The sequence below is a fragment of the Undibacterium sp. Ji49W genome (assembly GCF_049340205.1).
Classification (GTDB): domain Bacteria; phylum Pseudomonadota; class Gammaproteobacteria; order Burkholderiales; family Burkholderiaceae_D; genus Undibacterium.
This window is the reverse complement of sequence record NZ_JBMPOW010000008.1, coordinates 1-24597: the sequence shown is the minus strand read 5'-3', so window position 1 is coordinate 24597 and position 24597 is coordinate 1. Positions and strand designations below refer to the sequence as shown.

Annotated in this window: 23 protein-coding genes and 1 pseudogene; 13 read left to right on the top strand and 11 right to left on the bottom strand. The window is 52.2% G+C overall.

The annotated features are described in order from the left end of the window. Positions 1-76: 76 nt before the first annotated feature. Positions 77-1498 (bottom strand): PLP-dependent aminotransferase family protein, encoded by a 1422-nt coding sequence (locus tag ACO0LK_RS11420; protein WP_422975100.1) that lies wholly within the window; start codon positions 1496-1498, stop codon positions 77-79. Between the two features lie 194 nt (positions 1499-1692). Here ACO0LK_RS11420 and ACO0LK_RS11415 point away from each other — a divergent pair, with 194 nt between their 5' ends. From ACO0LK_RS11415 to ACO0LK_RS11400, 4 genes are all read left to right on the top strand, one after another. Further along, entirely contained in the window at positions 1693-2304 is a 612-nt protein-coding gene (locus ACO0LK_RS11415) for a LysE family translocator (protein WP_422975098.1), read from the top strand. A gap of 37 nt (positions 2305-2341) precedes the next feature. Beyond that, the gene (locus ACO0LK_RS11410; protein WP_230412222.1) at positions 2342-3214 is read left to right on the top strand and encodes a DMT family transporter; all 873 of its coding nucleotides are present in this window, start codon (positions 2342-2344) and stop codon (positions 3212-3214) included. 243 nt (positions 3215-3457) lie between these two features. Continuing rightward, positions 3458-3916: a RidA family protein gene (locus ACO0LK_RS11405; RefSeq protein ID WP_186947975.1), complete on the top strand. Its 459-nt coding sequence runs from the start codon at positions 3458-3460 to the stop codon at positions 3914-3916. Positions 3917-3971: 55 nt separating this feature from the next. Further along, entirely contained in the window at positions 3972-5165 is a 1194-nt protein-coding gene (locus tag ACO0LK_RS11400) for a PLP-dependent aminotransferase family protein (protein ID WP_422975095.1), read from the top strand. A gap of 175 nt (positions 5166-5340) precedes the next feature. Here ACO0LK_RS11400 and ACO0LK_RS11395 read toward each other — a convergent pair whose 3' ends face one another. The 4 genes and pseudogenes from ACO0LK_RS11395 to ACO0LK_RS11380 all read right to left on the bottom strand — a co-directional run. Next, the gene (locus ACO0LK_RS11395; RefSeq protein WP_422975093.1) at positions 5341-6327 is read right to left on the bottom strand and encodes an MDR family oxidoreductase; all 987 of its coding nucleotides are present in this window, start codon (positions 6325-6327) and stop codon (positions 5341-5343) included. A 74-nt stretch (positions 6328-6401) separates the two neighbouring features. Continuing rightward, entirely contained in the window at positions 6402-7376 is a 975-nt protein-coding gene (locus tag ACO0LK_RS11390) for an alpha/beta fold hydrolase (RefSeq protein WP_422975091.1), read from the bottom strand. 41 nt (positions 7377-7417) lie between these two features. Next, the gene (locus ACO0LK_RS11385) at positions 7418-8206 is read right to left on the bottom strand and encodes an SDR family NAD(P)-dependent oxidoreductase (RefSeq protein ID WP_422975089.1); all 789 of its coding nucleotides are present in this window, start codon (positions 8204-8206) and stop codon (positions 7418-7420) included. 103 nt (positions 8207-8309) lie between these two features. Next, positions 8310-8444: pseudogene (locus ACO0LK_RS11380) on the bottom strand (alkene reductase); the annotation flags it as partial. A gap of 134 nt (positions 8445-8578) precedes the next feature. Between ACO0LK_RS11380 and ACO0LK_RS11375 the strand changes: the two are divergent. The 7 genes from ACO0LK_RS11375 to ACO0LK_RS11345 all read left to right on the top strand — a co-directional run bounded on the left by ACO0LK_RS11375 (position 8579) and on the right by ACO0LK_RS11345 (position 15264). Further along, the gene (locus tag ACO0LK_RS11375) at positions 8579-9190 is read left to right on the top strand and encodes a TetR/AcrR family transcriptional regulator (protein ID WP_422975087.1); all 612 of its coding nucleotides are present in this window, start codon (positions 8579-8581) and stop codon (positions 9188-9190) included. A 128-nt stretch (positions 9191-9318) separates the two neighbouring features. Next, positions 9319-9930, top strand: coding sequence for a glycine zipper 2TM domain-containing protein (locus ACO0LK_RS11370; RefSeq protein ID WP_422975085.1), 612 nt, complete (start codon positions 9319-9321; stop codon positions 9928-9930). Between the two features lie 199 nt (positions 9931-10129). After that, entirely contained in the window at positions 10130-10966 is an 837-nt protein-coding gene (locus tag ACO0LK_RS11365; protein ID WP_422975083.1) for a substrate-binding periplasmic protein, read from the top strand. 81 nt (positions 10967-11047) lie between these two features. Beyond that, on the top strand, positions 11048-12985 hold the full coding sequence (locus tag ACO0LK_RS11360; RefSeq protein ID WP_422975081.1) for an ATP-binding protein: 1938 nt from the start codon (positions 11048-11050) through the stop codon (positions 12983-12985). Positions 12986-13036: 51 nt separating this feature from the next. Then, on the top strand, positions 13037-13750 hold the full coding sequence (locus tag ACO0LK_RS11355) for a pseudouridine synthase (RefSeq protein ID WP_422975079.1): 714 nt from the start codon (positions 13037-13039) through the stop codon (positions 13748-13750). 124 nt (positions 13751-13874) lie between these two features. After that, on the top strand, positions 13875-14489 hold the full coding sequence (locus tag ACO0LK_RS11350) for an AAA family ATPase (protein WP_422975077.1): 615 nt from the start codon (positions 13875-13877) through the stop codon (positions 14487-14489). A 154-nt stretch (positions 14490-14643) separates the two neighbouring features. Continuing rightward, positions 14644-15264, top strand: a complete 621-nt coding sequence (locus ACO0LK_RS11345) for a lysophospholipid acyltransferase family protein (RefSeq protein WP_422975075.1) — start codon at positions 14644-14646, stop codon at positions 15262-15264. 84 nt (positions 15265-15348) lie between these two features. Here ACO0LK_RS11345 and ACO0LK_RS11340 read toward each other — a convergent pair whose 3' ends face one another. After that, positions 15349-16437 carry an acyltransferase family protein gene (locus ACO0LK_RS11340; protein WP_422975073.1) on the bottom strand — a complete coding sequence of 363 codons (1089 nt, stop codon included), beginning with the start codon at positions 16435-16437 and terminating at the stop codon, positions 15349-15351. 257 nt (positions 16438-16694) lie between these two features. Here ACO0LK_RS11340 and ACO0LK_RS11335 point away from each other — a divergent pair, with 257 nt between their 5' ends. Next, positions 16695-17345, top strand: coding sequence for a flagellar basal body-associated FliL family protein (locus ACO0LK_RS11335; protein ID WP_422975071.1), 651 nt, complete (start codon positions 16695-16697; stop codon positions 17343-17345). A gap of 165 nt (positions 17346-17510) precedes the next feature. Here ACO0LK_RS11335 and ACO0LK_RS11330 read toward each other — a convergent pair whose 3' ends face one another. From ACO0LK_RS11330 to ACO0LK_RS11315, 4 genes are all read right to left on the bottom strand, one after another. After that, positions 17511-18386: an EF-hand domain-containing protein gene (locus ACO0LK_RS11330; protein WP_422975069.1), complete on the bottom strand. Its 876-nt coding sequence runs from the start codon at positions 18384-18386 to the stop codon at positions 17511-17513. 170 nt (positions 18387-18556) lie between these two features. Continuing rightward, entirely contained in the window at positions 18557-19582 is a 1026-nt protein-coding gene (locus ACO0LK_RS11325) for an ATP-binding protein (protein ID WP_422975067.1), read from the bottom strand. After that, positions 19579-20310: a response regulator gene (locus tag ACO0LK_RS11320; protein WP_422975065.1), complete on the bottom strand. Its 732-nt coding sequence runs from the start codon at positions 20308-20310 to the stop codon at positions 19579-19581. The genes ACO0LK_RS11325 and ACO0LK_RS11320 overlap by 4 nt, the downstream gene beginning before the upstream one ends. Before the next feature lies 1 nt (position 20311). Continuing rightward, positions 20312-20797 (bottom strand): CinA family protein, encoded by a 486-nt coding sequence (locus tag ACO0LK_RS11315; RefSeq protein ID WP_422975063.1) that lies wholly within the window; start codon positions 20795-20797, stop codon positions 20312-20314. A 455-nt stretch (positions 20798-21252) separates the two neighbouring features. Here ACO0LK_RS11315 and ACO0LK_RS11310 point away from each other — a divergent pair, with 455 nt between their 5' ends. Next, the gene (locus ACO0LK_RS11310; RefSeq protein ID WP_422975061.1) at positions 21253-22080 is read left to right on the top strand and encodes an HDOD domain-containing protein; all 828 of its coding nucleotides are present in this window, start codon (positions 21253-21255) and stop codon (positions 22078-22080) included. Between the two features lie 62 nt (positions 22081-22142). Here the strand turns inward: ACO0LK_RS11310 and ACO0LK_RS11305 are convergent, their stop codons facing one another. Further along, complete coding sequence (locus tag ACO0LK_RS11305) at positions 22143-23756, bottom strand: NAD(P)/FAD-dependent oxidoreductase (protein ID WP_422975059.1); 1614 nt, start codon at positions 23754-23756, stop codon at positions 22143-22145. Positions 23757-24597 lie beyond the last annotated feature (841 nt).

Below are 24597 nucleotides of genomic sequence, written 5' to 3'. Positions count from 1 at the left end.
TACGTAATTCGTCACAATTGTCACAATTGTCACAAGAGAGCCGCTATTCAGTTGCATTCAGTTGCATCAAGCTGCATCAGCGTGCTTCTCGTTTCAAGAATTCCCACACACCAGGGTCAGACATTGCAGCGATGTTGATGCGCATCCTGGTGGACGGTAGCTGATTGGGTGAAAACAGGCTGCCCGGAGCCAGCAAATAGCCTTGCTCCATGGCTTTTTCGGTCAGCTTGTTGGTGTCGCAGCCGGTTTCTGTCCACAAGAACATGCCTGCCGGCGTGCGGTAATCGATCTTCATGCCCAGTTGCTCAAGACGTTTGGTGATGTCATCACGCACACCATCGAGTTTGACGCGTATGCGGTCGACATGCTTGCGGTAATGTCCTTCCGACAGGATCTTGTAGACCACCCTTTCACCAATTTCAGTAGTGGTCAGGGTTGACAGCATTTTACGGTCAGCCAGGCGTATCGCCAGTTCTGGTGAGGTGGCGATGAAACCTACCCGCAGATTTGCCGCCAGTGTCTTGGAAAATCCACCCAGATAAATCACCCTGTGCAACTGATCCAGTGCAGCAATACGGGTGGCGGCCTGTACTGCCGGGCCCGGATGCATGTCGCAATACACATCGTCTTCGACGACGATGAAATCATGTTCTTCGGCAGTTTTCAATACCTGGAAAGCCTTGGCAGCGGACAGCGACGTCGAGGTCGGGTTATGCAAAACCGAGTTGATGATATACAGCCTGGGTTTGTGCAAGGCCGCCAGTTCTGCCAGTTTTGCCACGTCCGGACCATCATGCAGGCGCGGTATGCCTATCACTTTGGTGCCAAGAATGGCGAAAGAACCAAACATCAAAAACCAGGCAGGATCATCGACAAAGATGGTGTCGCCGGGCTGGGTAAATTCACGTGCGACCAGGTCCAGCGCCTGTGTAACACCACTGGTCATGACGATCTGTTCTGGGGATGCAGCAATTTCCAGTTCAGCCAGTTTCAGTTGCAACTGCTGACGCAACGGCAAAAAACCTTGTGGGGTGCCGTAATGCAATAACAAGTTCTGGTTCAGGCGGCTGATGGCGCGCAGGCCATTGGCGACCAGTTCGCCATCAAGCCAGTCGTGTGGCAAGACCCCTGATCCTGGCATTTTTTGTGGCGGCAATTGACGGAACATATTGCGTACCAGCCACACCACATCCAGATTCTGGGTGGGGAGAATGGCCTGTGCTGTGCTAGGCACATTGTTAAGCATGGACGCCCGCTCGCGTACAAAAAAACCTGCACCACGCCGCGACTCCAGGTAACCCTTGGCCACTAGCCGGTCATACGCTTCCACCACGGTAAAGCGCGATACCGCCTGTTCATCGGCAAACTGGCGTATCGACGGCATGCGTGCCCCCGTGCGCAACAGTTTGTCGTCTATGCGGGTTGCCACCGCATTGACGATTTGTTCTACCAGTGAACCGCCAGAGTCGCGCGAGATATAAAAGGTGGGTGTCAGCATGCCATGTCTCCGTGCTGTAATGGATAAAGAGCCATTACAGTATGAATATTATTGGTTGTAGTGTATTGGTACTGTATTGGTTTTTGCGTTTAGGATAGCACAACACCAAAGCAAAAAACGGAGAATCATGATGGACGAGACACTTACATTCAGCCAGCACACATTGCAGCCCCTTACTTTATTGGCGGCTTGATATGGCGATACATACTTTCATGGCATTTGCCCTGTTCGCCCTGGTTTCTTCGATCACACCGGGCCCCAATAACCTGATGTTACTGGCTTCTGGTGTCAATTTCGGTTTTCGTGCCACTTTGCCACATATGATGGGCATCAACCTGGGTTTTATGGTGCTGGTACTGGCCGTAGGTGTGGGCCTGGCTGGCCTGTTTGCAGTTTTTCCATGGTTGTATGTTGTCTTGAAATGGGGCGGCGCAGCTTATCTGCTGTACCTGGCCTGGAATATCGCCAATGCCGGTTCGTCGGAAAACAAGACCCAGGATGGCACGCATAAAGCCAGTCCCATGAGTTTCATGAGTGCGGCAGCGTTTCAATGGATCAATCCCAAAGCCTGGATCATGGCTCTCGGTGCTTTTAGCACTTATATTCCGGCCTCAAGTGGTTTTTGGGTGGTCGCCCTGGCGGCGGCTGTGTTTGCCCTGATCAATTTACCCAGTATCAGTCTGTGGGTGCTGTTTGGTGCCAAAGTCAGGCATTTACTGAAGGTGGAACGGAATCTGCGCATCTTCAACTATGGCATGGCCCTGCTGCTGGTTTTGTCGCTGTACCCCATGCTGGTGACTTCATGATGCATAACAACTTATTTATTGAACGGACAGGTTCGCCATGGTGATACAGGAAAACAAGGGCATGGTACTGGGCCTGGTCGGTGTCATCATCTTCAGCCTGACCCTGCCATTTACCCGCATGGCAGTGGCAGAATTGAACCCTGTATTTGTCGCGCTTGGGCGTGCCGTGGTGGCGGCCTGTTGTTCCGGCATATTGTTATGGATGCAGGGCGGCAAGTGGCCACAGCGTGCGCAAATGAAACCCTTGCTGATCACAGCGCTGGGTGTGGTAGTGGGTTTTCCCCTGTTCAGTTCAATTGCCATGGCGCATGTGCCGGCTTCACATGGTGCTATCGTGCTGGGTATCTTGCCACTGGCAACCGCCTTGTTTGCAGCATTGCGTTTCAATGAAAAACCTTCCATGGGCTTTTGGCTGATGGCCCTGCTTGGCAGTGGCCTGGTGATCGTGTTTGCTCTGATGCAAGGGGGCGGTTCTTTCCAGATGGCTGACCTGGCCTTGTTTGTGGCCGTGATCGCCGCTGCCATGGGCTATGCCGAAGGCGGGCGCCTGTCACAAAGCATGGGTGGGCAACAGGTGATTTCCTGGGCCTTGCTACTGGCGATGCCGGTATTGTTACCAATTACTTTGTGGCTGGGCTGGCATTATGGCATTCAGGCATCGGGCCGGGCCTGGGCCGGGTTTGCCTATGTATCCGTGTTTTCCATGTTCATCGGCTTTTTCTTTTGGTACAAGGCGCTGGCATTGGGCGGGATTGCCCGTGTCGGACAAGTGCAATTACTGCAACCCTTTTTGAGCCTGCTGGGCGCGGCTGTGATACTGGGTGAAACCCTGAGTGGCAGAGAAATCCTGTTTGCGCTGGCGGTGATCGTGGTGGTGGGCTTTGGCAGGCGCATGAATATCCGGCGCTGAAACGGCTTGAAAAAAAGCCATGACCGAATTTAATCTGCCTTCAGCGCCAGCTTTGGGGGTGTTAATCGGGGTGGCAGGGGCTTACAATAGAGGTCTAATAAGAAGACTTCCGTTATTCCTCAACTGGTGGGCGAGATTCTTCATTTTGCAGAAGCAGATTTTTTTCTGCAAAAAACAATAATAAAAATTTAATTTAATTATGTTGGCCAGTGAGGGCTGTCCGACTTTTCCTGGAAAAAACACATGTCATTTTATGCAAAGCTTCAAGCACTGAACATTGAATTGCCAGCAGTAGCAACTCCGGCTGCGGCTTATGTGATGTATGCACAAACCGGAAATACGGTTTTCCTCTCTGGCCACATTGCCAAAAAAGATGGCAAGCCATGGGTAGGTCAGTTGGGTAAAAATATTACTACTGAAGAAGGCAAACTGGCGGCACGTGCCGTGGCGATTGACCTGATTGCTACGTTGCAGGCTGCTTGCGGCGGCGACCTGAACCGCGTCAAACGCATCGTCAAAGTTATGAGCCTGGTGAATTCCACGCCTGACTATATCGAGCAACATCTGGTAACTAACGGTGCTTCCGAACTGATAGGCGAAATTTTTGGCGAGCAGGGCAAGCATGCCCGTTCAGCATTTGGTGTGGCGCAAATCCCTATGGGTGCTTGCGTGGAAATCGAATTGATCGCCGAAATCGCTTAAATTTTATAAAACGATAACCTGCCTGTGATGGCAATCCTTATACAGTGAGACCAGCATGAAACTTGAGAATCCCAGCCCGATAGATTGGAAATTTTCCCAACGTGCAGAGCAGTTGCAAAGCTCGGCCATCCGCGAAATTCTGAAAGTGACCATGCGTCCTGAAGTTATTTCCTTCGCTGGTGGATTGCCATCCCCTGAAACTTTCCCGGTAAAGCGCATGCGCGCCGCCTTTGACAAGGTATTGTCGCAACAGGGCAAATCGGCCCTGCAATACGGTCCTACCGATGGATATGCACCGCTGCGCGAATTCCTGGCAGATTCCTTGTCTACCAGTGACTCCAAAATATTGCCAGATCAATTGCTGATGGTATCTGGCTCGCAACAGGGTCTGGACCTGCTAGGCAAAGTACTGGTCGATGAGGGCAGCAAAGTTCTGGTGGAAACGCCCAGCTATCTGGGTGCCTTGCAGGCGTTTTCTGTATATCGTCCTGAATTTGAATCGGTGGATACTGACGAACATGGCGTCGTACCGGCATCTGTCGCTGCCAAGGGTGAAGGCGCACGCCTGATGTATGCCTTGCCGAATTTTCAGAACCCTACCGGTCGTACCCTGTCCGTAGAACGTCGCTTCGAGTTAGTAGAAACCTGCGCCCGCATGGGCATACCGCTGATTGAAGATAATCCTTACGGTGATCTTTGCTATAGCGGTGAACCCCTGCCGAAGATGCTGAACATGAATCCGGGTGGCGTCATCTATATGGGTTCTTTTTCCAAGGTACTGACACCAGGCATACGCCTTGGTTATGTAGTCGGCCCTGCACCACTGATACGCAAGCTGGAACAAGCCAAGCAGGCAGCTGATCTGCATACGGCGCAACTGACACAGATGGTGGTGTATGAAGTCATCAAGGATGGTTTCCTGACCGAACATATTCCTACCATCCGTACTTTGTATGCCAAGCAATGCAATGCCATGCTGGAAGCCATGAGCAAATATTTCCCGGAAGGCGTGCAATGGACCAGGCCAGAAGGCGGCATGTTCATCTGGGTGACCCTGCCTGCGCATATGGATAGCAAGCAGTTGCTGGATGAAGCGATACAGCAAAACGTGGCCTTTGTTCCAGGCGGTCCTTTCTATGCCAATAATCCAGCACCGAATACCTTCCGCCTGTCATTCGTGACCGTATCGCCAGAGCGCATCAATCAGGGTGTGGAAATACTCGGTAAGCTGATCAAGGCAAAACTGTAAGTGTTCCGGTTGTCCTCAGTGCAAACCCGCCATCCGGCGGGTTTTTTTATTTAACCGGACATTAGCATCGAATTGGGCTCATGTTCGCTGACGCCCGCCACGGCGAGTTTTCCTGGAGAACCGTGTTCACTAACTCGAATGTTGGTTAATTGATGTGGCGTAGCAGGCTAGGCCTTTACGCGTTGACATCCACGACCGTGCGGCCACGTACCTGGCCCTGGAGTACCGGAGCAGCAAGACCAGGTACATCGGCCAGGCCGACGACCTGCGTTGCGCGGGCCAGCTTGCCCAAGTCCAGATCGGTGGCCAGACGTGCCCATGCCTGCAGCCGCACGTCCTGCGGCGCGTTGACCGAGTCGATACCGGCCAGGGTCACGTTGCGCAGGATGAAGGGCAGCACTGAGCCGGGCAGGTCCGCGCCCTGCGCAAGTCCGAAGGCTGCTACCGCGCCACGGTAGCAGGTTTGTGCCAGCACACTGGCCAGTGTGTGGCTACCCACCGAGTCGATCGCTCCGGCCCAGCGTTCCTTGGCGATCGGCGCGCCCGGCCCGGACAGCGTGCTGCGATCGATGACCTCGGCTGCACCCAGTTCGCGCAGGTAGTCCGTCTCTTCCTGTCGCCCGGTCGAGGCGACCACCCGATAACCCAGCTTGGACAGCAAAGCGATAGCGATGGAGCCAGCGCCACCGCCAGCCCCAGTCACCAACACATCACCTTTGCCCGGCGTCACACCCGCATGCTCCAGCGCGAGCACCGACAGCATTGCGGTGTACCCTGCCGTACCAATGGCCATGGCATCGCGCGTTGAAAACACGTCAGGCAGTTTGACCAGCCAGTCGCCGTTGACGCGTGCCTTCTGCGCGAAACCGCCATGGTGGGTTTGACTCAGACCCCAACCGTTGGCGACAACGCGGTCACCCACTGCGAATCCTGGGTGCGACGAGGTTTCAACAGTGCCCGAGAAGTCAATGCCTGGAATCAGCGGAAACTGGCGTATCACCGGCGAGCGGCCGCTGACCGCCATCGCATCCTTGTAGTTCATTGTCGAATAGTCGATCGCGACGGTGACGTCGCCCGGCATCAGGTCGGCTTCGTCAAAGTCGACCAGGGTGGTGGAAATCACGTCGCCCGTCTTGCTGGTAAGCAGTGCCTTGAATGTCATGGTTGTTTCTCCTGTGGGGTTAGGTGTTTGATATGTTAAGCATCATTCAGAACAGCAAAAAAAGGGATGAAAGCTCAGTTCGCCAGAAATGCCAGCGCTTTGGATACGAAATCCTCGTGGTACTGGAATATCCCGCCATGGCCAGCATCTGGGTAGATGATCAACTGGCTATGTGGCAGGCGCTTGGCGAGGTCATGCGAATTACTGGTCGGAACCATCCGGTCGCCATCGCCATTTGCCACCAGAACGGCTTGCTTGACCACCGAGAGATCGGCAGGAAGCTTCTGTCCCCACGCGCCGAGCGCCTGTAGCTGTGCCACGTAGGCCCGCACTGTGATTTCCTTGTCGCGGTTCTGGGTGCGCTCTTGCAAACGCGTCAAGAAGGCCTTCCCAGCTTCGATGCCGCCCGGTGTACGCGTGAAGAAGAGATATTGCTTGGGATCCTGACCGGTGAAGGTCGCACGGAGCAAATCGTAGTTGGCCACACCCGCCACCGTACTAATACCTGGGCCACCCGCAGGTCCTGTGCCAGCCAGGATCAGTTTGCGTACCAAGTCAGGCTCCTTCAACACAATCTCTTGCGCGATCATTCCGCCCATCGAGAAGCCGAAGAGATCAACCTGCTTGTATCCCCTGGCTTTGATGAAAGTGATGGCGTCATCCGCCATTTGCTCTATCGTGTTTGCAGGCGTGCCCGTCGATGCACCGACGCCACGATTGTCGAACGTGACCACGTGATGTTTTTCAGCAAACCCGTCAACAACACGTGGGTCCCAGTTATCCAGGACAGCAGCCAGGTGTACGAGAAACACCACCGGTGTGCCACCGTTGTGTTGTCCGAGTTCACGATACGCGAAGTCCACGCCGCCAGCGGACACGCTCTGCGTAGGTACGTCCCTCCACGTCACTCCCTGTGGTGTGGTCGCAGTGCTCGTATTGACGTTCGTTGCAATTACATCGCTGGCCACGGCAAGCGGTGAAACGAACGGTGAAACAAGCGCCGCGCACAGCACCAGGAGGCAAAGGGTAGTTCTCAATAGAGACGGCATGGCGTGGATCTTCGGGTAAGCTTAGGGGGAAATGGTCAGGGTCAGGCTTGTGGACGATAGCGCCCGGCCACGTTCGCTTGTTGAATATCCGAAAGCAGCACTTGGCGCGCTGTATCGAGAGCGTCCCAGCGCGCAGCGTTTTGCAGCGGCGGAATGGTGACCAGTTCACGGCGATCAAAGCCGACCAGCGCTGCATCAACCAGATCGTCTACTTTCATCATCTCGGAGTAGGTACTGATGTCGATACCCGCACGTTCCCAGATTTCAGTGTAGGTTCCAGCGGGAAGCACGGCCTGGACATAGACGCCTTTGGGCGATAGTTCCAGGTGCAGGCCTTGCGAAAGAAATAGCACGAAGGCCTTGGTTGCGCCATAGACCGACATGCTGAATTCAGGTGCCAGGCCAACAACTGAGCTGATGTTGATGATTGCGCCTTTACCAGCACGCACCAAGCGTGGAGCAACTGCGTTTGAGAGTCGTGCCAGGGCGATGGTGTTAAGCGCAATAAGCCGCTCGACCTGATCGGGGGTCTGTTCGATGAAGCTGCCAGACTGTGCCATCCCGGCATTATTGATCAGCGTTTCGATGCGTTCATCATCACGCAGACGTGCTTCGACGGCGAGCAGGTCACTGGATTTGGTAAGGTCAGCCGGCAGGACATCGACGGTAACGCCATGCTCCTGATGCAGGCGGGCCGCAAGGGCATCCAGTCGCACTTTGTCGCGTGCCACCAGCACGAGATCGTGGCCACGGCGCGCGAAACGCTCGGCGTAGGTTGCACCGATACCGGTGGAAGCGCCTGTAATAAGAACGGAGGTAGATGTAGTCATGTGTTTTCTCTCTGGGTTAAAAAGGGGCTCAGCCCCCGATGGGTGATATGCAGATTGAGGCCACACCGATGCGCGGCCCGCCGACCTTACTGGGCGTTAGCGTTTGCAAGGGGTGGGTGATGATCAGGCCAGCATGCTGGGCACTGGTCCGGCTGCGGGTCAGCGGCGCCATGACGATGCGATTGACGAGCCTCAGACTGCCAAGGTCGTAAGGTTCGAAAAGTGGTTTATTGGTCATGTTGCTTCGGCCTCAGGTGTTGAGTATTTTTATAATGATGACGATCATAATCTAAATTGTCAAGACTTTGATTACGATTGACATCAATATATAATGAGGTCTTCATACATGCTTAAATCCACCGAGGACGAGAAATGAAGATCACCAAGGCCCAGGTGCAGGCCAACCGGGCACATGTTGTCGAGACGGCATCCACATTGTTTCGGGAGCGTGGCTACGATGGGGTTGGCGTTGCCGATCTGATGGCTGCTGCTGGCTTTACCCACGGCGGCTTCTACAAGCACTTTCGCTCCAAGGCCGATCTGATGGCGGAATCGGCAGCCTGCACCATCACACAGGCTGCGGCGCAGACCGCTGGTGTGGACATGTCGGAATTTGTGCGGCTTTACCTCTCACGCGAGCATCGCGACACGCGTGGGACCGGCTGCACGATGGCTGCGTTGTGCGGGGATGCCGGGCGTCAACCGGAAGCTGTCCGGACCACGTTTGCAGTCGGCATTGAGAGTCTGCTGGCTGCGCTGAGTCAGAAAGACATGTCGCTGGATGGTGCAGACGCAGGCCAGGCGCGAGCCAGGTCCCTGGACATATTGGCGCATGCAGTTGGTGCCATTGCCATGTCGCGGGCCTGCCCGGACGATTCACCCCTGGCCGACGAAATCCTGTCGATCTGCCGCGACAAGATCCTCGCGTCACTAAGTTCGTCAGCGACAACAAGCAAGCCTGTGGGCGTGCGCAACATCGTTTAAATTCTTGCTTAAATGCAGGACAGGAACTGTCAATTATTGTAATTTAGGTCATCAAATTTCCCGTATCGACGTTATAAGTAATATGTTTCGCAAAGCGATACAAATTTTGATTAATTAAGGAGCTTTACATGAACAAGAAAGTGCTGATTGCCAGCCTGATGTTGACTGCAGTGACTGGCGCATTTGCGCAAAATCCTGCTGCCAGGCAACGTTATGCTGAGGAAAGCAAACGTGCTTCAGTCCGCTATAACGATGATAAAAAATTGTGTGCAGACGCATCCACTTCATCTGCCAGAATGCAATGCCTGCGCGACGCCAGGGCGGAATACAATGCGGCATTGGTTCAGGCCAAACAAAACATGAGCAAGTCGCTTCCCGCACCTGCTGCTGCCAGGGTAGAACCGGTTTGCCCTGAATGCGGCAAAGTAGTGGCAGTAGAGATGGCCGAGAAGGAAGGCGAGGGTGGTGCGCTGGGTGTGATTGCTGGTGGTGTTGCTGGTGCTTTACTGGGTAATCAGGTTGGTGGTGGCACCGGACGTGATCTGGCCACCATCGCCGGAGCCGCAGGCGGTGCCCTGGCTGGCCACAAAATCGAGCAAAAAGTAAAAACCACCAAGATCTGGAATGTCACGGTGGTGTTCGAAGGTGGCAACAAACAAACCTATAGCTTTGAACATGACCCTGGCATGATGTCTGGTGATCTGGTGAGAAGCAACGGCAACAGTATCGCCAGACGTTAAGTCGGCTTGTCCTGTCTTTGTTTTGCCGTGCAGCGTATGCATAGGCTGCATGGAACAGGGTGAAATTGACCGGCAAACGTCGGTCAATTATTTTCTTTTTGGAAACCGTTCCTTAAGCACAACTACTTTCTTGCCAAGCCTAATTCCAGCAGTTAGACTTAAACATCTATTCCCCCATTCTTGCTGAGAAGGTTGTGCTATGAAGCGGTATTCTTGCAAAGCTATTCCTTCCAGTAGTGCCGTGTGGCAACTAGCTTGCTGGATGATACTGGTAGCACTGATGGTTGTTGGCTTTCCGGCTCATGCCAATGAATCCTGCAAGAGTTTGCTGGCAACCGGCAATCCTGAATATCCTCCTTATCTGTGGCGTGATCCTGAAGATGAAAATCGCCTGATTGGGGCCAATGCTGAATGGATGCAACTGCTATCCAAAGAAATTGGTGTGCCGATTGACGTGAAATATGTCGGCCCCTGGGGGCGGGTGCAGGAAGAAGCAAAGCTGGGTCGCGTCGACTTGCTCGCTGGCGCTTTTTTTACTCAGCCTCGGCTGGAATACATGGATTATTTTTATCCGGCTTTTCGCGAAACCCGCACAGTGATCTGGACCCGCAGCAATTTCAATCTGCCCTACAAAAAATGGGCTGATCTGACTGGCAAACAAGGCGTGACCGTGATCAATAACAGCTTTGGCGAAGAGTTTGACCGCTATGCCAAGGAATCCCTTAAAATTTCCATGGTGCCCAGCCTGGAACAAGCCTTGAAGATGTTGAGCCTGTCGCGGGCCGATTATCTGATTTATGAAGAAGACCCTGGTCTGGCCTATGTAGCCAAGCTGAATATCACGGGACTGAAAACAGTCTCGCCGCCCATCACGAATGAAAACCTGTATCTGACCCTGTCGCATAAATCGCCTTGCAATACACCGGAGATGCGCGGGCGGATTGCCAAGGCCGTATACAAACTGGATAAACAGAACGTGATGAATAAATTGATTGCGTCGAATATACAGTTATGGCGCAAGCAGCAATCGAAGTAACTGCCGCTTACGACAGGTAATCCATTGCGAACGCTCTCTCTCCGACAAATTCTTATTCTTGGCGTTGTAGTTGGGATAGTATTGCCAGCGACCGTGCTGGGGCGTTTTCTGGTGCAAGACCGTTACGAACGCGAGTTGCAGTTACGCGTCCGCAATCCCATGTCGCAATATGCTGACATGCTGTCCCGGGCCATGGCGGTGCCGGTCTGGACGCTGGATAAGGCCGTTGCCAATCAATTTATCCAGGCCGTCATGCGCAACCCCGAAGTGGTGAGCGTTGAAGTATTTGACGAATCCAAATCCATCTTTGCACGCAGCGCCAAATTCAAAAAAGCCGACGCCAAATTCCTGCATGAGGAAAGACCCATCTTGCTGGAAACCAAGGTGATCGGCACGGTCATGCTGGAACTGACCACGGAACACATAGAAAAAGAATTGTGGGCCGACTTCCTCAAGCTGGGGCTGGCCTTGCTGGTGCAGGTGATATTTTCTTTCATCCTGATCTGGTTGCTGTTTGAGCGTCGCATCGTCAGGCCGATACAGGAGTTGCAACTGGCAACCGGCCGTCTGGCACGTGGCAAGCTGGATCAGCCGCTGGAATGGTTGCGTCAGGATGAAATCGGCAACCTGGCGCAGGGCCTGGATAAAATGCGCTTGAACCTGGGGCGTCTGATTACTGAGCGCGAAGCGCAAAACATTGTCCTGCAACAGGAATTGAACGAGCGCCTGCGTGCCGAACAGGCATTGAAGATTACCGAAGAAAAATTTATCGGCATCTTCCAGGCATCCCCGGTTGCCATGACTGTCTTGCGCAAGTCACAGCACTACAACATGATTGACGTCAATGATGCCTGGGTCAGGCAGTTTTTATGGTCACATGATGAAATCCTGGGAGATACCGACACCCAGAAAGCCTTGTGGCGCAGTGAAAATGATTTCTTTGAAATTTTGCGTATCGTTGAGCGTGATGGTGAAATTCATGATTACGAAGCCTGGCTGACTTGTGGGCGGCAAGAAAAAATTATTCTTTGCCAGGTATCGGGACGCATGATACGGCTGGGAAATGAACCGCTGATTATTTTGGTGCAGGAAGACATTACCGAAAAGCGCCAGAATGAACAGGAAATCCGTAACATGAACACCACGCTGGAAAGACGGGTATCAGAGCGAACCCAGGCACTGGAAGTGGCAAACAGTGAATTGACGGTGGTGCTGGAAAACCTGCAACGCGCCCAGCGCGAGCTTTTGCGCACCGAAAAAATGGCAGCACTAGGCTCGCTGGTGGCAGGTATTGCGCATGAACTGAATACACCTATCGGCACCAGTGTCACCGTGGCCAGTACGCTGGCGCAGCACACCGATGATGTCTTGCTGGAATTTGACAAGGGCATGCGTCGTTCGGTGCTGGAAGAATACCTGAAGAATGCCAAGACTGGCGCAGACTTGTTGTTACGTAATTTGAGCAAAGCCTCGGAACTGGTGATCAGCTTCAAGCAGGTGGCAGTAGACCGTACCAGCGCCAACCGCCGCGTGTTTGCCCTGGATGAAATGCTGTCCGAACTGATCGTCACACTGGGCCCGACCATACGCAAGACCCGTCACGATATCATCCTTAAAGTGCCGCCTAAACTGATGATGGATAGTTATCCCGGACCTTTGGGGCAGGTGCTCACGAACCTGATCAACAATGCCTTCATCCATGCGTTTGAAGGTGATTATCGCGGTACAGTGTCGATCATGGCACGGGTGATCGATGAAGAATTTGCAGAAATTGTAGTCAGTGACAATGGCAAGGGTGTACCGGAAGTCAATCTCGGTCGTATTTTTGACCCTTTCTTTACCACACGTTTGGGGCAAGGTGGCAGCGGGCTGGGTTTGAATATCGTCTATAACCTGGTCAATGAAGTCTTATGCGGTAATATTATTGTAGAAAGCGAATTGAACAAGGGAACCAGTTTTAAAATTACTTTGCCGCTGGCCCCGAAACTGAATGACGATGAGCAAGGTCATACCACATGAAAGCCTGGACCCGGCTAGCGTGGTAGTGGCTACATCTGATAAAGTCGCGTCATGACAAAATTAAGCTTAGATAAAATCTTGCAGTCGCAAGGATTTGGAACCCGGAAATACTGTCGCGATCTGGTGGAAGATGGCGAAGTGAGCGTGAATGGCGAAGTGGTACGCAGTACCAAGTTGAGCTTTGAAACCAGTGGCCTGCAATTCCATATCTTTGATGAAGACTGGGAATACCGTGAGCGCGTGTATATCGTGCTCAATAAACCATCGAATTTCGAATGCTCACGCAAGCCCAGCCATCACCCTGGCGTGTTGACGCTACTGCCAGAACAATTTAGCTGGCGTGATGTGCAGCCGGTAGGGCGTCTGGATCATGACACGACCGGCATGTTGCTGATGTCGGATGATGGCCCCTTTATTCACGCACAATCTTCACCCAAGCGACATGTGCCCAAGGTCTACCAGGCAACCACGGCAGAGCCGGTGACAGACGAACTGGTCAGTTTGTTGCTGCAAGGGGTTAAGCTGCATGATGAACCTGCCCCGCTGGCAGCGGTGCATTGCCAGAAACTGGATGAATACCTGATAGAAATTGTGCTGGAACAGGGCAAATACCACCAGGTCAAGCGCATGCTGGCCGCTGCGGGCAACCATTGCGCCGCCCTGCAGCGTACCGCCATAGGCAAGCTGACGCTGACCTCGCTGGATATCGCGGAAGGCGAATGGTGCTACCTTACACCCGAACAACTGGGCTTGCTGGTACCATAAGGACAATCATTTCTAATTGCTGTAGATGGTTTGCTTGTAGATTGTTGGTTTTAGACATGAAATTGGGAAGCAGAACTGCTATTTGGCAGGTATCGCTTCCATGAATTGAATAAAAGGAACACACATGCCAGTCATTGCCATTGTCAATCCCAAGGGCGGGGTAGGAAAAAGCACGGTCGCTACCAATCTGGCAGGTTATTTTGCTGCGCAGGGGCACAAGGTCATGCTGGGTGATACCGATGTACAGCAATCTTCTCGCACCTGGCTGTCTTTGCGCCCCGGCAATTTACCTGTCATCCATCCCTGGGACATCGCCGATGGCAAAGTCTTGAAACCACCCAAGGGGACCACCCATGTGGTACTGGATACGCCGGCTGGTCTGAAGGGCAATCGGCTGGAAGCCGTATTGAAGCTGGCGGACAAGGTGATCGTTCCTTTGCAGGCGTCGATTTTTGATATTCTGGCAACTGAGGATTTTTTGAAATCCCTGTCCAAAATGAAGCTGGACAGCCAGATTGGCATCCTGGGCATGCGTGTGAATACCCGTAGCCGCGCGGCCGATCAGTTGGGCCATTACGTTGGCCAACTGGGTTTGCCAGTGCTGGGGTTTTTGCGTGATACCCAGAACTATGTACAACTGGCTGCCCATGGTGCCACCCTTTGGGATGTCGCCCCATCTCGTGTCGAGAAAGACTTACCGCAGTGGGAAGAAGTATTGAAGTGGCTTAAAAACAGCTAGCGCCCCTAGGCCGGACTTCTCTCAACTGGTATGACAATTTCGTGAAATTTGGAAAAACTTCCCGATTTACTCCCCTGTATTTGCCGTAGATCACTATAATGCCGCTTGCTTGAAGAGAAGGCAAAATTCTCTTTTGTGATCAAAGACTTACGGCATGCACCTTACTATTTTTGAAACTCCCATCATTAATGCGATCATGCGCTACCTGTCTCTCATGGGCTTGCGCCTGGCGGGATGGAAAGTTGAAGGCATCGTCCCGGCAGAGCAGAAATATGTATTGATTGCGGCACCCCATACCAGCAACTGGGATTTTCCAGTCACTCTGGCGGTCTGCTTTGCCTTGCGCCTGCGGGTGTACTGGATGGGCAAATCCAGCCTGTTTCCACCTGTCATAGGCGGCATCATGCGCTGGCTGGGGGGCATTGCTGTGGACCGCAGCAAATCCGGTAATCTGGTGCAGGGTACGGTAGATGCCTTCAATGAAAATCCACGCCTGACAGTGATCGTGCCGCCAGAAGGAACCCGTGGCAAGGTGACGCACTGGAAAACCGGGTTCTATTACATTGCCCTGGGAGCAGGTGTACCCATTGCACTCGGTTACCTCGATTTCAAACGTAAAGCCGGTGGTATAGGCAAGATGTTTATGCCAACCGGAGATATCGCTGCCGACATGGCCGAGATTCAGCAGTTTTATTGCGGTATTGCTGGCAAGAATCCACAGCAGTTTGATAGCCAGACTATTCAGACTGGCAACAAGGATCAAAACAGGGATTAAGCGGCATTGGCCATGTCAGTACATGGCCAATTGTTTTATTGGTGGTGTTTACCGCAGCCCAGACCATCTGCGACGGTTGGGGCTTTAAGGTTCCTGGCTCAGGGCTTTTTTACCGGTTTCTGCCGTGGCTGGTGCCACTGTAGCCGGGTTGTTGCTGTTGCCTTGCGCTGTCAGCAGCCAGCTCATGGGGTTCAGAATAAAGCGCTTGGTCACTGCCTCACATTTTTCATGTGCGCACAGCCAGACGATAGCCATCGATACCAGGGCCGAAATCAGCAAGGCCATTCCATGGTCCAGCTTGAAGATATGGCGCAATACGCCTGATTCTTGCAGGATGATCAAAGCCATTCCATGCCATACCAGCACATAAATCGAACGTTGACCGATGCCGGCAAGACGCAAATTCTTTTGTGCCAGCAAATACAGCACAGACAGGCCGATGACTGTCGACACGGCATATTGCAGCAGTTGATAAGCAGAACCGGCCAGCGTCGCCATTTCCAGCCTGTGCAAGGAATAGCTGCCATAAAACCAGCGATAATCGAAATCGCTTTTCAGCATGAAAGAACCGATCAGGGCTGCCAGTACCACCGCGGCGCTGAAGATCAGTTTTTCTTTTTTCTTGTCTGCCAGTCCACGCTGACCCAACTGCCAGCCCAGTAAGAAATACGGGAAGAAGACCAGGGTTCTCGAAACGCCAAGGAAATAACCTGCATGTTCGGAATAACTGGCGACCAAAGACAGCGCCAGCGCCAGCATGACCGGGAATTGTATACGCGCAAACAGTGGCAATAACAGACGCCAGCACAGCAGGCTCAGCAGATACCACAGCATCCAGTAAGGTGCCACCAGATTGGCATAGACGCTGACGCTACCTTTCAGGGCAAATTCTGTCAGTTCATAAATGATTTCAAAGGCCAGCAGGGGCGCAAGTACGCCAGAAATCAGTTGGCTTGAACTCTTCTCATTCCATTGTGCTTTGGAAAACATGCCGGACATGAGGGCGAACATCGGCATGTGGAATGAGTAGACAAAAATCCAGATGGAACGCAAGACATGATCTTCACCCACATATATTTCTATCAGATGGCCAAAAACCACCAGAAATATCAAAACAGCTTTGATATTGTCTATGCTGGAATTTCGGTCGGAAAGTGTGGAGGGGCTTGACATGCGATTAATACAAATGCTTGAAATGTCGCCATGATAGCGAAATCAGCTGCTGTTTTATACCCTTAGTTTGTAACGAAACTTGATCATGAATTGTTGTACATCATTTTTTTGGACAAAATTACTCTCCCGATTTTATCAAGCGGTCACTTAATTTAAGTAAAATACAGGGAACTTAAGCTGAGTTATCCTCTCAAAAAGTTTCCTCATGGAAAACTATGTAATGGCCAAACGCATGATGTTTGCTAGATAAGGTAGGTATGCCGAAAGACAGGTCAAAGGCCAGCTTGTTAAGTGAGCAATTGGATTTTGAATCCATTGATGGTGAATCCAGGGCGCCAGAGCGCGATACGCTGGAATTTGAGCTGGAGCCACCGGCAACTGCCAAGCCTGTAGTATCTGCTGCGCAAAGGCCTGCTACAACCGGCAAGCGTCCGGCATCATCCACAGCATCCAAAAAACCTGCGCTGGAAAGAAAGCCTGGTAAAGTAACAAAAGCCGCTGAACCCGATCACTTTGGCCGTTATGCTGCGCTGATTATTCTGTGTGGATTTGCTATTTTATTGGCAATTTTCTTTTACTTTCGCACGATACGCGGCAATGCCGCCGGGCTGGCCTATATCGAACTGCCGCAACAGGTGGCGTATGTGGATGGCCAGGTGGTGCGAATGAAGGTCACCATACAGGTGAGGGAAGACGACAAGGACTGGCTATATGAAAACAAAAAAACCCTTGCCACCTATTACCAGATTGAGCTGGCCAAGGTGAATCCTGACGATCTGCATTCGGAAGCAGGGTTTGAATTGGTCAGGGCTCAATTGAAGGAGGGGTTGAACAAGGGTTTGCAAACCGACAAAGTCGAATCGGTACTGATTAATGAGCTGCTCATGCAAAACCGCGATCCTGAATAACTAGAACGCATCTCACCCCTATTTGTGAAATGGTGAAACGAGTTCTGGCTGCAACTTCAAAAAAGCCCGGACAGTCTTCAATGACTGTCCGGGCTTTTTGTTTTCCAAAACCTGCCTGCCGGGATATCGGTGCCGCAGTGCGGCGTCAATGCAGTATCAATAAGCTCAGGCCGTGACTGACAGACCCTGGGTCTGATCTTGCGGAGGAACAGCGTAAGCGCGCAGCAGTTGCAGGGCTTTCTTGAAAATCGCCGCATCACTGGTGCTGCTGGTACTGTCCGTGCTGGAACTTGCTGTCGTACCGCTGGTGCCCGAGGTCGCACTGGTACCTGTACTATCGCTGCTGGTGGACGTTCCAGAAGAAGCGCTGGTACTGGTTGTGCTGGCAGTAGCGCTTGTACTGGTGCCTGTGCTGGAGCTACCGCTGGCGGATGCTGTCTTTTCGAGATAGGCAATCGATTCCTGTATGCTGACTTTGCCATCCTGATTGGTATCGGCTGCTTCGAAGTTCTGAGCCACTTGCGTCAAGGCTGCACCCGCACTGCTATTGCTTTCACCGACTTTGGAGGCAAGATCTGTCAGCTGGGTTTTATCCAGGCCACCATCTTCACCCTGACCACCGCCGCCATCAGGTGGTGGTGGCGGACGTGAGCCGCTGGTACGACGTGCATTGAACTGGGTTTCCAGTTCATCACTTAATTTCTTGATGCCGCTACTGAACTCATCCTTGGTGACCTTGCCATCGCCATCACTGTCCAGCTTTTTAAACAGATCATTGACGGTTGATGAGCTGGAAGTGCTGCTCGCGCCGGTAGCGGTGCTGGCAGTAGTGCTGCGGGCTGTACTGGATGATGTCCCGGAAATATTTCCAAACGCTGTTTCCAGGTCTGATATTTCCAGATAACCCTGGTTTTTTGTATCCAGCTTGGAAAATACACTGTCCGCTATTTTTGCCGGATCGCCGCGCCCCTGTCTCTGAACACCGCTGCTGGCCTGGGAGTAATAATTACTGCTGCCACTTACACCACTTACGCTTGTCATCGCATCCTCCTGGAAGTCTAACCACTATCAGTCAGATGTCAGTGTGTCAGTTGGATGTTGCCTGCTTGTGTCGGCTTTGTATCGGTGTTGATACAAAATCAGGGCAAATGTAAAGTTACGTAGTCAGGATATGTGGTCTGTAACAAAAAAGCTGCCCCAACAAGTTGCCCCTAATGCCGTGGCAGATGCAATTCTGCTATCAGGCCAGTTCCTTCCTTGCGATTGTTGAGTATCAGTGAACCACGGTGTCGTCTGGCTATTTCCCTGGCAATGCTCAGGCCCAGGCCAACGCCACCGCTATTTTTGTTCCGTGACGTAGCCAGGCGAACAAAGGGTGAAAATACGTTTTCCAGCTCTTGTTCCGGAATCCCTGGTCCCTGGTCGGTAATGCGGATTAATAGTTCTGCATCACTGTCTTGCAGGAAGATGTCGGCAGATTTGCCGTAAAAAATGGCGTTCTCCAGCAAATTGCAAAGGCAGCGTCTTAGCTCGTTCGGTAATGCCAATAAGGGTCTCGCTGTACCCTGCATACTGACGGCTTTACCTTCATCCTGCATATTGTCGACTATGGCGGCAACCAGGGAACTGACATCCAGCATTTGCAGGGTTTCTTCACTGCCGCGCAAATACTCCAGGGTGGCATCCAGCATCAGACGCATTTCTTCCACGTCCTGCAAGAGTTTTTCGCCATTGCCGTCTTCATGTATCTGGGCAATCCGCAATTTCATGCGGGTCAGCGGTGTCCGCAGATCATGCGAAACGGCGACCAGGAAGCGTTCCCTTTCTTCCATTTGCAGATACAGGCGTTGTTGCATCTGATTAAATACCAGTGCACTTTGTCTGGCCTCTTCCGGGCCGGTCTCAGGTATAGGTGTGGGTTTTTTTGCGTCGCCCAGCGTACTCGCTGCGGCAGCCAGGTCCTGCATGGGGCGGGCCAGGCTGCGCGAGCCTATCCATGCGGCGATGGCCAGCACCAGCAGTTGCAACAGCATACTCAGGGTAAAGCCCATAAAAGGGCCGCCCAGTAAACCAGGCTCCGGATGATGATGCAAATGTGGTCCTGGCCGGGGTGGTGGCCGGTGATCGCCCAGAAATACAAACATCAATATGAAGGTGGCGATATGGCTGACCACAACGGCGGCCATGGCCAGGCCAAACAGGCGGCTGAAGATGGTGTCGCGAATCAGTCGTTTCATTTCATGCTGGCGCTGAACATATAACCTTCGCCACGTATGGTTTTCAGCATACCTGGGTGGCGCGGGTCATCCCCCAGTTTCTGGCGTAATCTGGAGACCAGTAAGTCTATGCTGCGGTCAAATACTTCGCTGGATTTATTGCGGGCAATGTCAAGCAACTGATCCCGGCTAAGTATCTGACCGGGCCTCTGGATGAAGGCATGCAGCAGACGAAATTCGGCGTTCGATAGCGGGATGACCAGTTTGTCCGGGTTGCGTAACTGGCGGCTTGCTATATGCAGGGTCCAGGATGCAAAGCGCAGTTCCGTTTGCTGGTTTTCAGTCGTTTCATGGATGGGTCTTGTCGCCGTGCTGCAACGCCTGACCACGCTTTGTATGCGAGCCACCAGTTCACGTGCGTCCAGCGGTTTGATCAGATAGTCGTCGGCACCAGATTCCAGCCCCAATATCTTGTCGGCGAATTCGCCTCTTGCAGTCAGCATGATGACCGGTGTTGTGTCATGGCGGCGCAGCTTGCGCAATAAAGTCATACCATCGTCGCCGGGCAACATCAGATCGAGCAAAATAACATCAAAGTCCTGCGCCTGGATAGCCGCCTGCATCGCCACACCATCCTGGACGGCGACACAGGTGATATCGAATTTTCCCAGGTAGTTGCTCAATAACTGACCTATGTCAGCGTCATCGTCAACCAGCAATACCTGGAGGCGCCCTGTGTTCAGTGACAAATCACAACTCCTTGACGAACCTCAGCAATTTGTCCAATGCATGAACCACGGTTTGTTCACGCACGGCCTGACGATCGCCAGGAAAGACCAGCCTTTCCGTATGTGTGATGCCACCAACATGCCAGCCAAAACAGATGGTGCCTACGGGTTTGCCGGGGACTGCACCTGTAGGCCCGGCAATGCCGGTGGTGGACAGCGAAATATGTGCTTCTGAATTGGCGATGGCTCCCTGTGCCATGGCTGCGGCGATTTCTTCGCTGACTGCACCATGCTGCGCAATCAGTGCCGCAGGAATATCGAGTAACTCAGTCTTCGATGAATTGGAATAAGTGACGAAACCACAGTCAAACCATTCCGAAGAGCCGGCAATTTCGGTAATGGCGTGTGAAATGCCACCGCCGGTACATGATTCGGCTGTGGTAAGTATCAGTTTTCTGGATTTAAGTTCTTCACCGACCTGTGTTGCCAGTTCAAGTGCATTTTTCATGATTTGTCTCCTGTCTGGTTACTACGGCATCGCGTGTACAAACTTACTTTACCACCATGTCTGGCTGGAAGTGAAGCAAAGAGAGTATTGCATTTGTAAATCTTCCGGGAGCGACGAGGCAGGGCGGGGAGGTCAGGTCATTTTCGTTTATGAATGGACGCATATCTCGTTGAATGACTGAAACATCCCGAAATATGCGACGTACACATAATAAATGCGTTGCCTCAATTGTGGCTTATGTTTAAAACCATGCTGATATCAAAAAAAGCATTTCTGAAAAACGCATATCAGAGTATGATTTTTTATAGCAAGAATTAATGCTCTTACATTATTAGGATGCGTTCCAGTTTGGTTAATGAAATGCGTCCTGGGCAATTTGCTGACTGGCGTATCAATTTCCAGACATAAAAAGAGAGACATGTAGTAGCTGTCCCCTCATCTAAAGGAGATGCCCTATGAAAATCGAGACACTGTTCCAGCAACAAAATGCTTTGCCTTCCATTCCCAAGGTTGTGCAGGAAGTGATAGACAGTTTTAATAACGATGACGTGTCTATCGACGAAATTGCCAGGAAACTCTCGGCAGATCAGGTACTTAGTGCCAAACTGCTGCGTCTGGCTAATTCATCCTACTACCATGCATCAAGAACGGTGGGTTCTGTCGATGATGCCGTATTGATGCTGGGCTTTATGACAGTACGTACCCTGGTGGTCAGCAGTGGCCTGACCAGTGGTTTCAAGTCCATGCCAGGTGTCGACCTCAAGCAATTCTGGCGTTACAGCCTGCATACGGCGGTAGTGGCAAAATGGCTGGCAAAAAAAGCCCATGCCAATTCAGACTTTGCCTTTACCGTTGGTTTGATGCATGCCATCGGCCAATTGGTCATGCATGCAGGCATGCCTGAGCAAATGTTGCAGATCGATAAAATAGCTGGCCCACTTGATGTCCGCAGGCCAGACGTGGAACGCACCTCATTTGGCTACGATTTTTTTGATGTTGGTGCCGAGTTGTCAAAGCGCTGGCGTTTCCCGGACAGTTTTGCGACGGCTATCAAGGCTTGTGCTGAACCCTTGCAACAGACTGAGTTTGATCAGATTGGTGCCGTGGTTCACCTGGCATCCTGGTGTGCCCGTGGTGAAGAAAATCATTATTCCAAAGAAGAGCAGGAAGCAACTTTCCCTGTCGATGTTGCGCAGAAACTGGGCATCAAGCCCGAAGTGGTCACCGTTGACATGCCACCTTTGAGTGAGTTGAGTGCCGGATTGGACGATTTGCTGGGTTAGGTCCGCCAGCAAGAAGGAATGAGGCAGGGCAGATGACCAGACTGGCATCTGCCCTGTTTGATTTATTGAGCTTGTATGCCCTGTATATCCGTTGCCATCGCTTCGGCAACCCGGATGCCATCGACGGCAGCAGATAAAATCCCGCCAGCATAACCCGCACCTTCACCTGCCGGGAACAAGCCCCGTGTGTTCAGGCTCTGTAAATCACCATCATTGCGTTTGATGCGTATCGGAGATGAGGTCCGTGTTTCTACGCCGGTCAATATCCCGTCTTTCATGGCAAAGCCCTTGATCTTCTTGTCAAATTCCGGAATGGCTTCGCGCATGGCCTGTATGGCGAAGTCGGGCAAGGCTTCTGCCAGGTCGCACAAGGTGATGCCCGGTTTGTAGGATGGTTCCACACTGCCAAGCTCAGTCGAAGCGCGCGCCGCCAGAAAATCGCCTATCAACTGACCGGGGGCGTTGTAGTTGCCACCGCCCATGGCATACGCCTTTTCTTCCAGCTTTCTTTGCAACTCTATGCCGGCCAGAGGATCGCCAGGGTAATCTGCCGGTGTAATGCCGACCACGATGGCGCTGTTGGCATTCCGTTCATTGCGTGAATACTGGCTCATGCCATTCGTCACTACCCGGCCCGGCTCTGACGTTGCTGCCACGACAGTGCCGCCCGGGCACATGCAAAAGCTGTAGACAGAACGGCCATTCTTTGCATGGTGGACCAGCTTGTAATCGGCTGCTCCCAGAATCTCATTGCCGGCATTCGGTCCAAAGCGCGCCTTGTCAATCACGGATTGCGGGTGCTCAATGCGAAAGCCTATGGAAAATGGTTTGGCTTCGACATAGATGCCGCGCTCTGCCACCATCTTGAAGGTATCCCTGGCGCTATGGCCTATGGCCAGTGCCACATGTGATGTCGCTATATATTCGCTGTCGTTCAGGCGCACGCCCTGGACTTTGCCATCCACCACATCAATATCCGTCACTTTTTGCTGGAAACGTATTTCCCCGCCCAGGGCTTCTATGTTGTGGCGCATCTCCTCTATCATCTTGACCAGGCGGAAGGTGCCGATGTGTGGTTTGCTGACATACAGAATTTCTTCCGGCGCACCCGCCTTGACGAATTCGGCCAGCACCTTGCGGCCATAATGTTTCGGGTCTTTGATCTGGCTATACAACTTGCCGTCAGAGAAAGTACCTGCACCGCCTTCACCAAACTGCACATTCGATTCCGGATGCAGTTCACGCTTGCGCCACAGACCCCAGGTATCCTTGGTACGTTCCCTGACCGGTTTTCCACGTTCGAGTACGATAGGGCGAAATCCCATTTCCGCAAGCAGCAGTGCCACAAACAGACCACAGGGGCCAAACCCGATGACTACCGGGCGCTGAAATGGCGTATCACCGGCACGTGTGACGTATTTGTATTCTGTATCCGGGGTTGGGGACAGGCGCGGACGATTCTTGTGGTGGCGCAGTAACTCTTCATCCTGCGTAGTGATGATATCGATTGTATATATAAGAATGATCGCGGTTTTTTTACGTGCATCATAACCACGGCGAAAAATGGAAAAACTGACAAGCTCCTTGTCATCGATACCCAGTTCAGCCAATACGGCGGCCCTCAGTTCTGCGTCGGTATGGTCCAGCGGGAGTTGTAAATCGGTAATGCGCAACATAAATTCGGTCCGGATAACACTAAGCGCCCATTGCTCTTATATAGCAGTGGGCTGGTTTAATGATTTGATGAATCCCGTATTTTAACCGCATGTGACAGGGGCATCAGGATTTCCTTGAGAGGAAACCCCATGGCAAAAAGCCAAAGCATAGTAGGGTGCGCCACGCGCACCATTGCATTACGTTTATATAAGACGTCTGATCAACCCCAAAAGCCGGTGCGCGGAGCGCACCCTACAAAACCAGCAGCACCCAGGAACCTGCTAAATAATTTACGGCAAAGGCTTGCAAAGAGGGCGGGTAGTTTGCTATAGTTCGCCTCCCGCTGAAGAGCGGGGAGAAATGAAGCGAAGTAAAGCTGGCGAAATGAGCGATTGAATAGATTGCGGAATAAGCCGGTAGCTGTGAATGCCGTGCAACAGTTTAAGTAGTTCGAAAGAGCGAAGAGAAACGAAATGAGTTGCAGGTGTTGACAGTGAAGATAAAGTGCTTCATAATCTCGTTTCTCTGCTGCTGACGCACACAACGCTGCGACGCAAAACTGGATGAATAAGTAGTCTGGTGAAGCAGAAAAGATTTCAGTTCTTTAACAATTAACAGTCAATAAATGTGGGCACTTTGCGAAGCGCACCAAATAACTTAGGTTGTTTGGAAATGCTTAAATAATATAGCAAGTGTTCACAAGAAGTATAAAGCAAGACAGTGACTTAGTAATGAGTCACTGAACTGTCAGTATTTTGAGTGAGCGACATGTCACTACGGTGACATAGACAAGAAATTGTCGAAAAACAGAGATTAAACTGAAGAGTTTGATCCTGGCTCAGATTGAACGCTGGCGGCATG